Origin of the sequence: Cetobacterium sp. NK01 (assembly GCF_024506395.1) — a bacterium.
Lineage (GTDB): Bacteria > Fusobacteriota > Fusobacteriia > Fusobacteriales > Fusobacteriaceae > Cetobacterium_A > Cetobacterium_A somerae_A.
In genome coordinates, this window is the sequence record NZ_JANIBO010000001.1 from 137,777 (window position 1) to 151,144 (window position 13,368).

Below are 13,368 nucleotides of genomic sequence, written 5' to 3' on the forward strand. Positions count from 1 at the left end.
GAAAAGACACAGGTTTTAATATCTGTGTCTTTTTTATTAGTTATTATTAGTCTATAAAACTTCTAAGTAGTTCAATCTCTTGTTTCCAAATAGTTTCATCTATAGTTTCCATTACAATTGGAATATTTCTAAATCTATCATCATTCATAAATCTTTTAAAGAAATCTATACCTAAAGTTCCCTCTCCTATACTGTGATGTCTATCTTTTTTACTTCCTACTCCAAACATAGAATCATTTAAATGAACTCCCTTTAGATATTTAAATCCAACAATGTTTTCAAAAGCATCCATAGTTGCATTATATTCCTCCTCTGTTGAAAGAGCATATCCCGCTGCTACTGTATGACACGTATCTAAACAAACACCTATTCTACTTTTATCTTCAATAAGATTTATTATATCTCTTAAATGCTCAAACTTATATCCCATATTTGATCCTTGTCCAGCTGTATTCTCTAAAACAACTATAACATTTGGAACCTCTTTATGTGCTTTATTTATTGAATCAGCTATAAGTCTAATACACTCCTCTTCACTTACTTCTTTCAAGTGACTTCCTGGATGAGTGTTTAGATATATAAGTCCCAACTGATTCACTCTTTCCATCTCATCTAAAAATGCATTTAATGATTTCTCTCTCTTTTCTTCATCAGGACTTCCTAAATTTATAAGATATCCATCATGTGGTAAAATCTGCTCTGGAGTAAACTTATATCTTCTCATAGCATCTTTAAATTCTAAAATTTCATCCTCTGTATATGGTTTAGCATCCCATCTTCTCTGGTTTTTAACAAACATTCCAAATCCATTTGCATCTATAGCCATTGCATTTTTAAAAGCATTAGCTACTCCACCTTGTATAGATACATGAGCACCTAAATATGTATTTTTAATTTTCTCTTCTCTTGTCATATATACACCTCTATATAAATTACTTAATAATTCTCTTATCCATTATAGTATATCACAAAGTATACTTTTTGAATAGAGATTTGAAACTTTAAAATAGTTTGTGGAAATAGATTGAAATAGTAGGGATATCGTTATAAAATAAAGTATAATAATTTTCAGGAGGAGCTATGATTAAAGTACTATCATGTGTAAAAGAAAAAGAGAATTGGATTATAGAAGTAGAATCACATAATCTATATATAGATGGAAAAGGTGGTCAAATAGGAGATCAGGGATATATAGGAAATATAAAATTTTTATCTGTTATAGATGATAATAAGATTGTAGTAGAAAACGAGATTATACCAGGAGAGTATACATACTCTATAAATGAAGAGAGAGTTTTCGATATTGGAGTACAACATACAGCTCAGCATCTTTTCTCAGCTATAGCATATAATGACTATGGATTAAATACTGTTGGATTTAGAATGACTGAAACCTATACAACAGTGGATTTAGATTCTAAAGATTTAGATGAAAACTTCGTAGACGAATTAGAAAGAAAAATTAATGGTGCTATAGGAGAGGGAAGAGCTATTTTAGAAAAAATAATGACTAGAGATGAAGCTAACTCTATTGATACCTTTAGAAAAAAAATAAGTGATAAAGTTACTGGTGATGTTAGAATTATAACTATAGATAATATGGATACAAGTGCTTGTGCTGGATACCATGTTTCTAACATATCAGAGATCAGACTTTTTAAAATTATAAGTTTTGAGAAAATCAAAGGAAATTACACTAGATTTTATTTTTTAAGTGGAGAGAGAGCTATCGAAGATTTTGTTAAGAAAAATAAAACAATTAAAGAATTAGATAGAATATTTAGTTGTAGAGATAATGAGATAATTTCTATGGTAGAAAAATTTAATAACGAAAAGAAAGAAGTTGAAAGTAGATTTAAAGAGTTAAATTTAAAATATTGTAATTTCTTATCTAGAGACCTATTAAGTTCAGCTATTGAAAAGGATGGTAGAAAATATATAGTATATAAAGATGATAAGGATACAATAATAAACTTAAATAAAATTATACCAGGTGATTATATTTTTATAGGTATTTGGGAAGATGCTGGAGTAATATCTAGTAAAACTATTGATTGTGGTGAACTATTAAAAGAGTTCTCTAAAGTACTAAGCATAAAAGGTGGAGGAAAAGGAGAGAGAGCTAACTTTAAAGGAGAGGTTTCAGTAGCGGAGATTACAAATATATTGTAAAAGTCTGAAATATCTGTTATAATGGAAATTAGGTATTTATTAGTAACAATGGAGGAAATATGTCAAATAAAATAAATTTACTTAATTTAAACGAACAAGAGCTTACAGACTTTATAGTTTCTTTAGGAATGAAGAAATTTTACGGAAAACAAATTTTTACATGGTTAAACCAAAAAATAGTAAGAGATATTAACGATATGACAAATATATCATTAAAGGATAGAGAATTACTTTCTGAGAAAGCTTACATCCCTTTCTTAAACCTATTAAAACATCAAGTTTCTAAAATTGATAAAACTGAAAAGTTTTTATTTAAATTAGAAGATGGAAATACAATTGAAAGTGTTATATTAAGACATAAAGATAGAACTACTCTTTGCATTTCATCTCAAGTTGGATGTGCTGTTAAGTGTGGATTCTGTGCTACAGGTCTTGGTGGATTTACAAGAAACTTAGATGTACATGAGATCACAAACCAATTCTATACAATAGAAAGAAGATTATTAAAGCAAGGTTTACAAATTAATAACATTGTATTTATGGGTATGGGAGAACCAATGCTTAACATTGATAATGTTATAAAAGCTATTGATATTTTATCAAGTGAAAAGGGAGTTAACGTTTCTAAGAGAAGAATCACAATTTCTACTTCTGGAATTATCCCTGGAATTGAGAAATTATTAGAAGAGAGAATTCCAGTGGAGTTAGCTATATCTTTACATAGTGCTATTGATGAAAAGAGAAGCGAGTTAATGCCTATTAACACAAAATATCCATTAGAGGATTTATTCCCAATATTACAAGAGTATCAAAGACAAACAAAAAGAAGAATAACTTTTGAGTATATCTTAATCAATGACTTTAATGTTTCTGATAATGATATTGCTTATTTAGCTGATTTTGTACACAACTTTGACCATATATTAAATCTTATTCCATGTAACCCAGTGGATGGAAAAGATTACCAAAGACCTTCACAAAAGAAAATTGATAAAATCTTCAACTATTTAAAAGATTTTAGAAAAGTAAATGTTACTGTAAGAGGGGAAAAAGGAACTGATATTGACGGTGCTTGTGGACAGTTAAGACAAAAAAATCTAAAATAATTAAAAATGGAGATATTTTATGAAATGGAAAATTCTTAAGTATGTTGCCATATTTATTATATCTTTAGGTATTGTTGGAGGGATTGGTGCTGGTCTTTTAGTTAATAAATACTATAAGGAGCTACCTAATGTTTCAGAGTTAGTTGAAAATTATAGTCCTCCTGTTCCTACTACAATTTATGATAGAAATGGACAAGTAATTGACGTTATTTCAAAAGAAACAAGAGAACCTGTGGATATAGAACATATACCACAAAATTTACAAAATGCTTTTATAGCCATAGAGGATAGACAGTTTTTGACACACTATGGAATTGATCCATTTAGAATTTTAGGTTCTGCTATAGTTAACTTAAAATCTGGAAGAGCAGCTCAGGGTGGAAGTACAATAACTCAGCAATTAGCTAGAAATGCTTTTCTATCTCATGAAAAAAAATTCTCTAGAAAAATAAAAGAGATTATAATCACATTTGAAATTGAAAGAAAATATACAAAAGATGAGATTATGGAGAAATACCTAAATGAAATCTATTTTGGTTCAGGATCTTATGGAGTTAAAACAGCAGCTTATAACTTTTTTAGAAAAGATGTTAAAAATGTAAATTTAGCTGAATCTGCTCTTTTAGCAGGAATACCAAATAGGCCAAATATGTATAATCCAAGAACGAACTTAGAAAGATCTTTAGTTAGACAAAAGTTAATATTAAAACAAATGCTTAAATTTGGCTTAATAACTGAAGCTGAATATAATGAAGCTTTAAATCATAAATTTGTAAATGAATCTAAAGCTTCATCTCAAGATTATAAAGATAAGAATACTACAATTGTTTATGGAGCACTTGATAAAAAAATTGAGTTTAACGCTCCAGATTTTACAGATTTAGTTGAAAAGTTTTTATTTGAAAATTTCGAAGAAAAGCAGATTTATAATGATGGTTTAACTGTTGAAACTACTTTAGATCTAAATATTCAAAAAGTAGCTAAAGATAAGTTTGAAAACTATCCTCGTTTAAAAAATGATAAAAAGCTTCAAGGAGCTATGGTGACAATAGATGCTAAAAATGGAGAGGTTATAAGTATTATAGGTGGTAAAAACTTTAAAACTGGTAATTTCAACAGAGCTGTTCAAGCTAAGCGTCAAGTTGGATCATCTTTTAAACCATTTATTTATTATACAGCTTTAGAAAAAGGATTTGAAGAAAATCTAGTAGTTGAAGATTCAAGAATTGTATTTGGAACATGGGCTCCTAGAAACTTTGGAGAGAGATACTATAATGGTATGACATTAATGCAAGGTTTTGATAAATCTCAAAATATAGTTTCTATAAAACTTTTAAATAAAGTTGGAATTCCAGCTCTTATGGATACAATGAAAAAGATAGATGCTGGATTTGTAGTTCCTAATAACTTAACTGCTGCACTTGGAACAACAGAGGGAACTCCTCTTCAAGTTGCACAATCATATGCTGTATTTGCCAATGGAGGATACTCTGTAAAACCATTTTTTGTAATGAAAGTTACAGATAAATTTGGTAATATACTATACGATGGTAAACCTCAAATAGAACAGAAATTTAATAGTGCAGATATTGCTCTTATGACTAATATGATGAAAAACTCTGTTAAGCAGGGGACAAGTAAAAGTGCTCAAGTAAAAATAAATAATATTCCTATTGAGCAGGGAGGAAAAACTGGTACTACAAATAACTCTAGAACAGTTTGGTACTCTGGTATGACACCTGACTACGTTACAACAATATATGTTGGATATGATAATAACGATCCTTTATATAAAGCAACAGGAGGAGGAGTCGCAGCACCTCTTTGGAAAAATTTCTATCAAGAAATTATAGAAAAAGGTTATTACACTCCTACAACATTTACATTCTTAGATAATCATGTTAAAAATGGTGATTTAGCTTATCAAGAGTTAGATCCTTTATCAGGATTACTAAGTGGAGGTCCTTCTGATAAAACTTTCTTATTAAGAAGAGGAAGAATTGCAGTGGAGAGAGATGGAAAATACAGCAATGGAATTGCTGGTGTTTTAGGTTACTATGTACCTACTCAAGAAACAACTTCTAAAAATGAAGCTGTGTCTTCAGATGAAGTTACTGGTCCTGCACCACAACAAGTAGCTCAACCACCTCAACAAAACCAACAAAAAAATACTCCTCAACAAAAGAAAGAGGAGAAAAAAGGCTTCTTCCAAAGACTATTTAATTTCTAAATACATAAAAGGAGAGAGAAACTTAAGTTCTCTCTCCTTTTTTTATAAGAATAATTCTTGAAGTTTTTTTGCAACTCCATTTTCTGCATTAGTTTTTATTACTTCATTTTCTGGAAGTAAAGCTTTTAATCTAGGACTTCCATTTCCCATAATAAATCCTTTTCCAACAGATGATAACATCTCTAAGTCGTTTAATCCATCACCAAATGCAATTGTTTCCTTAAGGTCTATTCCTTCCTCTTTTAAAACCTCTTCTATTGCACTAGCCTTAGAAACTCCTTCTCTCATTACTTCTAAACATGAGCCTAATGAAAGTGTGATATTAAGACCCTCATGGAATTTTTTTCTTAATTTTTGCTCTAACTCAGAGATATGCTCTTCATCATCACAAATAAAGAAAAATTTAGTAATATCTTTTCCAACTAAAGATTGGAAAGGAGCTATAACATGATGAAATCCTGATTCTTTGTGAAAAACCATAGCTTCCTCTAAAGGAGTTTCAGCAATCCACTCTTCATCTAAGTATACATTTTTATGTAATTTTTCATTGTAGTTATAATTTAATAACTCCTTGGCTAAATTAGCTGGTATATTGTGAGAAATTATCTCTTTGTTATTATAATCATGTACTTTAGCACCATTTGAAGTTATAAGAAAACTATCTAATCCTAGCATATCTTTAAATGTCATTGCATCATTATGATGTCTTCCAGTTGCTATTATGAATTTCACTCCAGAATTTACAACTTTTTTAATAGTTTCTTTTGTTTCTTCAGATATAGTGTGATGCTCATTTAATAGTGTCCCATCTAAATCACATATAATTGCTTTGTATTTCATTTGTTCTCCTTAAACTTTTCTAGAAGTAATATTTTGCACCTACTCCTACTAAATATAAAACTCCATCTTCAACAATAGGTGAGTCCGAAATCTCACTTGAGAATTTCTCTACACCTAAAAATGCCATAAGAGCTACATTATCAGTTAATCTATAATCTGCTGCTAAATTAAGACCAATTGAATATGCTGCATCAGCTTTATAAGCTCTATCAATTTTACTATTTCTTCTAGCTTCATCTGAAGTTACACCGAAATAATAATCTGTATAATCTCCTGAATAACCCTTTACATGGATAGATGGTACTATTGTAAGTTTATCATCTACTTTATAAGCTTTAAACGCACTTATCTTTCCCTCTCCTCCATGCTCTCCAACTTGCGCTAACAGTCCAGTTCTAACTCCGTAGAATCCAGTATCAGCATCTAATCTAATTCCAAACATAGCTTGGAACTTTCTATCATCAATATTATCGTATCCTTTTGCTAAGTCTGCACCATCTACTGCAAATCCAGCCAATGGATCAATAAATAGTGAAGCTGCAAATGCATCATCTTTATAGAATTGATATCCTACTGTTATTCCTTTTACATATAAATCATAGTAGTTAATATCTAATAATGGCATTGGATAAGCTTTATCGTCAGCACCTTTATAAATACTATCAGAAACCCCTATTCCTGCCCCAATTCCAAATTTATTTTCACTTGCAGATGTAGCCGAATCAGCTAAAGCTATAGCTGAAACTGTTAATGCTAATAACCCCATTAATATTTTTTTCATATTAATCCTCCCTAAGTTACTTTTTCCCATAACTTTTTTCTTCTCTTTTAACTTTTATAAAGTTATACTTACCTGAAACTTTTCTTTTAAAATTAAAAAGATTATTTGTTGGGAATATCCCAATTCTTCTTATTTCAAATAGATCATCAGAAAAAACAATGCTTCCAGAATCAGTTGCTACAGCAAATCGATAACCTGTCTCTTGAGGTATTTTTTTAACCTCCTCATTTAAACTACCATATGGATATGCAAATGATAATAGCTCTTTTCCAATAATCTTTTCTATATTATTTTTAGAATTAGATATCTCTTTTTCTGCCATATCTATTTTTAGTTCAGCAAGTCTAGGATGAGAAGATGTGTGTCCTCCAAACTCTATCCCGTATTTTTGCATCTCTAATAGCTCATCTTGATTCATAAGAGTAAATCTTTTTTCAGGATTTCCTGGATTGTCTACATCCCATTTATTATAATCTATTCCATCTAATATGTATATAATACCTTTAAAATCATATTTTTTCAAGATAGGAAAAGCATTTTCATAGTTATCTTTATAACCATCATCAAACGTAAGCATAATCCATTTCTTATCTTTATCAAATCTGTTTTTATACCCATTATTTAGCATATCTTTAAATGTAACAGTTTCGTATCCTTTCTTTTTTAGATATTTCATCTGCTCTTCAAATTGTTCTACAGTTACATAAGTTCCGTGAACTCCCTTTTCACTTTCATCTTTTATAACTCTATGATACATAATAACAGGCATTTCATACTTTCTCTTCTTTACAATCTCTCTTTGATATACTTTCTCAATATTCTCTACAATATTATCTAAAGAAAACTCTTCAATTACTTTTTCCCTTAAGCTTTTAAGTTCATCTTTATTCATATTGAACCCTTTATCAATTTCAGGAATCACATCTGTCCATCTAAAAAGAGGAGTTTGATTTAAAGAGATATCTCCAAAGTTAGATTTTAGAGCTGTTTTTAATCTGTCATTAGTTACAATTCCAACAGATTCAGCTTCTCCAATTGCCAAAACTGGAACTTCACAAAGTATTGCTTCAACTGCTACTCTTCCCGCTCCTATAACAATAGATGACTCTCTTATTTTTTCAGAAACATTATTCACATATCCTAAGAACTCAACATTTCCTGTAAATTTTTTAAATCTTTGTGGTACCTCTTTTCCTCCTATAACTTGGATTTTAAAATCCTTTCTTCTATGTAATATATCAAGTAAGTTATATGTTACATCTCCTTTAGGTCCAGAAAGTCTTCCAATTATAGAGATAACCTTTTCATTTTTATCAACATTATCTAATACACTTTTTTGATACTCTTTTGTATTGATCATATTTCTAAGGACAGTTATATTTTCAGGTTTTACCTTTAAATCATTAACCACATGATCTCTTATATTCTCACAAACACTTAAAGAGTAATCTCCAAATGCTTTAACTAACTTTCTGCTTAGGTGTACTGGTTGTCTCCCATGTATCGTTGTTACAAGTGGGATTTTTGCTATTCTACAAGCTATAGCACAACTCCAAGAAGATGCTCTTGAATGAGCATGAACAACTTGGATATCTTTTTCTCTGATTATTTTTAAAAGTTTTCTAACTTGACTAACTCTATCTTTAAGTTTTCTCTTATTAAACTCTATTTTCTCATATTGTGCGTTTGTAGGTTTAGTTAAAGTATCTGAAACTATATAAACCTTATTCCCTCTCCTAATAAGTTCATCACTTAGAACTGTTCCGTACACCTCAGCACCAGTTACTTCTAACTGCGAAAGTGCCATAAGTATATTCATTATTAAATCCTCCTACTACTTTAAATTTTCTGGATTTAATACTTCTAACTCTTCAATTACAAAGATTCCATCTTTTCTAATTAAAACATCATCAAACCAAATCTCTCCACCACCAAAATCTGGTCTTTGAATTAGAACTAAATCCCAATGTATAGCTGATTTATTTCCATTATCAGCTAACTTATATGCTTGTCCTGGAGTAAAATGAATACTTCCAGCTATTTTCTCATCAAACAATGTATCTTTCATAGGTTTTAAGATATATGGATTTACACCAATAGCAAACTCACCTATATGTCTTGCACCGTCATCTGTATTTAAAATTTCATTTAATCTTTCTGTATTGTTAGATGTTGCCTCTACAATTTTTCCATTTTCAAATCTAAAACAAACATTTTCAAATGTAGTCCCTTGATATACAGAAGGAGTATTATAAGTTATAACTCCATTTATAGAGTCTCTAACTGGAGCTGAGTAAACCTCTCCATCTGGTATATTTCTAAGTCCGCAACATTTTACTGATGGAATATCTTTTATTGAAAATGATAGATCTGTTCCAGGACCAACAATTCTTACTTTGTCTGTTCTATCTAAAAGAGCTGTTAATGAATCCATTGCTCTACTCATTTTAGAGTAATCTAAATTACAAACATTGAAGTAGAAATCTTCAAAAGACTCTAAAGATGTATTTGCAAGTTGAGCCATTGAATTATTCGGATATCTAAGTACAACCCATTTAGTGTTATTTACTCTTTCTGCTAGGTGTACAGGTTTCATAAAGTGATCTGTATATATCTTCATTTTAGCTGAATCTATGTCTGATAATTCTGAAGCATTTTCAGAACCTCTAATAGCAATGTAAGCATCCATGTCTTTCATTCTTTCTAACTCATATTTTGCCATTAACTCTGCTTGTGTTTGGTCCATTCCTTTTAAAAGTTCTCTCGTAACGCTTTGATCTTTTATTGTTACAAAAGGATGCCCTCCAGCAGCATATACTTCTTTTACTAAAGCTTTAACTAAGTTTTTAGAATCCTCTCCTATAGACTCAATTAAAACTTTTTCTCCTTTTTCTACTCTACATGAGTAAGTAACTAAATTTTTTGCTAGTATTTCAATTCTTTGATCCACGGTAACCTCCATTTAATCACATATTATATTCTATAATTATACAATGAAAAGCTAGAAATATACAGTTAATTTTTTAAAAAATGATATAATAGGTATATACAAGTAGGAGGGATTATATGAAACTATTTTTTTCCCCTAGCAAGGGGATGAATTATAAAAATTGTAAGTACAATATAGAGAATCTAGAATTAGATCAAAATTTTAAGGATAAAGCAGATTACTTAGTATCTGTTTTAAAAAGTTTCTCAAAAGAGGAGACTGGTAAGAAATTGAAAATCAAAGATAAAATACTCGATGATGTTTATGATCTTTATCAGAATTTTTATGAGAAAAAGGAGAGAGAAGCTATCTGTCTTTATGATGGCGTTAGTTATAAACAAATCCATGTGGAAAATTTTTCAGAAAAAAAATTTGAGTATATGAAAGAAAATGTATTTATATTTTCAGCCCTATACGGGGTTATGAATGCTACAACTTTGATAAGACCTTATCGTCTTGATATGACAAACAAAATACTACCTATTTCACCTTACGAATTTTGGAAAAATGAAGTTGAAAACTATTTATCTAAATTCAAAGATGATATCTTTATCAATCTAGCTTCTAATGAATTTTCAAAAATATTAAATAAAAAACTTTTTAACATTATAGATATAGAGTTTAGACAACTTGATAGAGATAAAGTTAAAAATATCAGTACAGAAGCCAAAAAAGCTAGAGGATCTCTATTGAATTATATTATAGTAAATGAAATTCATAACCTTGAAGACATTAAAAAATTTGATCTTTTAGATTACAGTTTCTCTCAAGAATTTTCCTCAGAAAAAAGCATGTTTTTTATAAAAAAAATAGGTTAGATTTTTCTAACCTATTTATCCTTTGTTTCAATTAAATCAGCTGCTATTTTAGCAGAACCATAAATAGTTGGAAGCCCACTTCCTGGATGTGTTCCTCCTCCAACTAAAAATAGATTTTTATATCCTTCAAGCTCATTGTGAGGTCTAAACCACAGCATTTGCATAACATCATGGGATAAATTAAAAACTGCTCCTTTATATACATCATAATCTATTTCCCAATTGTTTGGAGTTATCACTTTTAACTCTTCAATATGATCTCTAATACCTTTAAACTCACCTATTTTTTCTAATTTATCTAAAACAAGCTGAGTAAAATCATCTTTTTCTATTTCCCAATCTATATTTGATTTATTATTAGCAACTGGAACTAAAACATATACAGAAGATTTACCTTTAGGTGCCAATGTACTATCAGTTACAGATGGATTTTGAACATAAAAAGAAAAATCTCCTCCCACATCTTTATTTTCAGATATCTTTTTAACATTTTTTCTATAGTCCTTTGCAAAAATAACACTATGATGAGGTATGTTTTTATAAATTTTGTCGACTCCTAAATACAACATAAATGTTGAACATGAATACCTTTTGTTTTCTAAATTTTTATTTGAATATTTTTTTCTTAAATTTTCAGGTACAAGATTTTTCATAGCTGTTGCAAAATCTGCATTTATAACTATGTAATCTCCCTCTATTTTTTCATTATTTTCTAAAATTATACCTTTTGCTACTTTTTTATTATCGAATAAAATCTCTTTCACAGAAGTATTTAAAACAACTTTACCTCCTCTTTTTTCTATAAGTTCTTTCATTAATTTAGAAGCTTGGTTTAAACCACCTTCAATATGAAAAATTCCATATTTATGTTCTAGATATGAGATAATAGAAAATGTTCCTGGAGCAATCCAAGGTGACATTCCTATATATTTAGCTTGAAAAGTAAATGCCAGTTTTAATTCATTCTCCTTATAGTAACTACCTAAAACATCATATATAGATTTATGGGCATCTAAATATGGTAATGCTCTTAAAAAGTTAGGTTTTAAATAATCACTTAAAGATAAATACGGTACTTTTAAACAAGGCTCTAGTTTAGAGAATTTTTTTTCCTCATCTCTTATATAATCATCATAGGCTTTTGAACTATATGGAAAAATCTTTTCCATCTCTCCATACATAAGGAATTTTTTACTGTGAGAGTATGGATTAAAATCATCTAATCCATAAAACTTTAACCTGTACATAGGATTTATCTCTATTAAATTTAGATGTTCATCTAGTCTTTCTCCAGATTCTATAAATATATCTTCCAGTATTTTAGGCATTAAAAAAAATGTTGGCCCTAAGTCAAAAGTATACTCTCCTAATTTAAAAGATGAATTTCGTCCCCCAACATATGGTTTTTTTTCATATATAGTAACATCGTAACCTTTACTTGATAAAAGTAACCCTGTGGCTAATCCTCCAGGACCCGCTCCAATAATTATAACTTTTTTATTTTTCATCTTTCACCTCCCGCTAAAACTTATTAAAGTATAAGTTTATATACTATTTGTATACTATTTAAACTCAACTTTCTTTTTAAAAAAGATTTTTTTATGATATAATTTTTTAGAAGTTTTTGTACTATAGGAGGTTTTACAACATGTTTGTGGAAGAAAGAAAACAAAAAATTTTAAATATATTAAAACAAAAAGAAAAAGTATCTGTGAATGAATTAAGCGATCTTTTTTCTATTAGTAAAGTTATTATTAGAAAAGATTTATGTCAAATGGAGGAGGAAAATCTTTTAACTAGAACCCATGGAGGCGCTATTTTAAAAAGAAAAATTGTGGACAATATTATTTTGAAAGATATTGCTAAAGATGATTTAGAAGAAAAAACTCTTTTGGCTGAAAAAGTGGTTTCATTAATTCAGGAGGGAGATATTGTTTTTTTAGATGACTCAACTATTACTATTATTGTAGCTGCTCTTTTACAAAAGAAAAAGATAAAAATATCTGTTATAAGCAATATGCTTGAAATTCAAAAAATATTATCTGAAAATAAAAATATCGAGATTATATCTTTAGGTGGTATTTACAATTCTAGAACTGATTCTTTTATTGGAGAGATGGCAAGGGAAAATTTAGAATTATTTAATCCAAATAAAGTTTTCATTGAAATTGGTGGTATAAATGTAGATAAAATGCAATTAAGCACTGGTTCAATTGATGAAGGGAAATTTAAAAGTACTGCTTTAAAAGTTGGACAAGAATGTTACATTATAACTCAAAGTAAAAAATTCTATCAAGATTCTATTTTTAACTTCTCTAAGATTAAAGAGGGAATGACTATAATTACAGATAATAATATTCTTAAAGATTTTGAAGATAAACTTATTGAAAATAATGTTAAAATAATAAAATAAAAAAGACTGAATTCAGTCT

11 protein-coding genes are annotated in these 13,368 nt (G+C 29.0%); 5 read left to right on the forward strand and 6 right to left on the reverse strand.

What is annotated here, in order from left to right:
- Nucleotides 1-46: 46 nt before the first annotated feature.
- Nucleotides 47-913: a deoxyribonuclease IV gene (gene nfo / locus NON08_RS00685; protein ID WP_256689618.1), complete on the reverse strand. Its 867-nt coding sequence runs from the start codon at nucleotides 911-913 to the stop codon at nucleotides 47-49.
- 167 nt (nucleotides 914-1,080) lie between these two features.
- On the opposite strand from nfo, the gene NON08_RS00690 reads away from it, so the two are divergent.
- From NON08_RS00690 to NON08_RS00700, 3 genes are read left to right on the forward strand one after another with little or no spacing between them, the layout of a single operon-like run.
- The gene (locus NON08_RS00690; RefSeq protein WP_256689619.1) at nucleotides 1,081-2,172 is read left to right on the forward strand and encodes an alanyl-tRNA editing protein; all 1,092 of its coding nucleotides are present in this window, start codon (nucleotides 1,081-1,083) and stop codon (nucleotides 2,170-2,172) included.
- Nucleotides 2,173-2,231: 59 nt separating this feature from the next.
- The gene (gene rlmN / locus NON08_RS00695; protein ID WP_023050865.1) at nucleotides 2,232-3,278 is read left to right on the forward strand and encodes a 23S rRNA (adenine(2503)-C(2))-methyltransferase RlmN; all 1,047 of its coding nucleotides are present in this window, start codon (nucleotides 2,232-2,234) and stop codon (nucleotides 3,276-3,278) included.
- Between the two features lie 19 nt (nucleotides 3,279-3,297).
- Nucleotides 3,298-5,508 (forward strand): transglycosylase domain-containing protein, encoded by a 2,211-nt coding sequence (locus NON08_RS00700; protein ID WP_256689620.1) that lies wholly within the window; start codon nucleotides 3,298-3,300, stop codon nucleotides 5,506-5,508.
- 42 nt (nucleotides 5,509-5,550) lie between these two features.
- On the opposite strand, the gene NON08_RS00705 is transcribed toward NON08_RS00700, so the two are convergent.
- The 4 genes from NON08_RS00705 to NON08_RS00720 are packed head-to-tail and all read right to left on the reverse strand — an operon-like array spanning nucleotide 5,551 to nucleotide 10,079.
- Entirely contained in the window at nucleotides 5,551-6,348 is a 798-nt protein-coding gene (locus NON08_RS00705) for a Cof-type HAD-IIB family hydrolase (protein WP_256689621.1), read from the reverse strand.
- A gap of 19 nt (nucleotides 6,349-6,367) precedes the next feature.
- Complete coding sequence (locus NON08_RS00710) at nucleotides 6,368-7,129, reverse strand: MipA/OmpV family protein (protein ID WP_256689622.1); 762 nt, start codon at nucleotides 7,127-7,129, stop codon at nucleotides 6,368-6,370.
- 16 nt (nucleotides 7,130-7,145) lie between these two features.
- A complete protein-coding gene (locus NON08_RS00715) occupies nucleotides 7,146-8,948 on the reverse strand; it encodes a polysaccharide deacetylase family protein (RefSeq protein WP_256689623.1) in 1,803 nt (600 codons plus the stop codon).
- Nucleotides 8,949-8,963: 15 nt separating this feature from the next.
- A complete protein-coding gene (locus tag NON08_RS00720) occupies nucleotides 8,964-10,079 on the reverse strand; it encodes an aminopeptidase (protein ID WP_256689624.1) in 1,116 nt (371 codons plus the stop codon).
- Between the two features lie 116 nt (nucleotides 10,080-10,195).
- Here NON08_RS00720 and NON08_RS00725 point away from each other — a divergent pair, with 116 nt between their 5' ends.
- Complete coding sequence (locus tag NON08_RS00725) at nucleotides 10,196-10,936, forward strand: YaaA family protein (protein WP_256689625.1); 741 nt, start codon at nucleotides 10,196-10,198, stop codon at nucleotides 10,934-10,936.
- An 11-nt stretch (nucleotides 10,937-10,947) separates the two neighbouring features.
- Here the strand turns inward: NON08_RS00725 and NON08_RS00730 are convergent, their stop codons facing one another.
- Nucleotides 10,948-12,444 carry a phytoene desaturase family protein gene (locus NON08_RS00730; RefSeq protein WP_319941540.1) on the reverse strand — a complete coding sequence of 499 codons (1,497 nt, stop codon included), beginning with the start codon at nucleotides 12,442-12,444 and terminating at the stop codon, nucleotides 10,948-10,950.
- Nucleotides 12,445-12,584: 140 nt separating this feature from the next.
- On the opposite strand from NON08_RS00730, the gene NON08_RS00735 reads away from it, so the two are divergent.
- A complete protein-coding gene (locus NON08_RS00735; protein WP_256689626.1) occupies nucleotides 12,585-13,349 on the forward strand; it encodes a DeoR/GlpR family DNA-binding transcription regulator in 765 nt (254 codons plus the stop codon).
- Nucleotides 13,350-13,368: the final 19 nt, after the last annotated feature.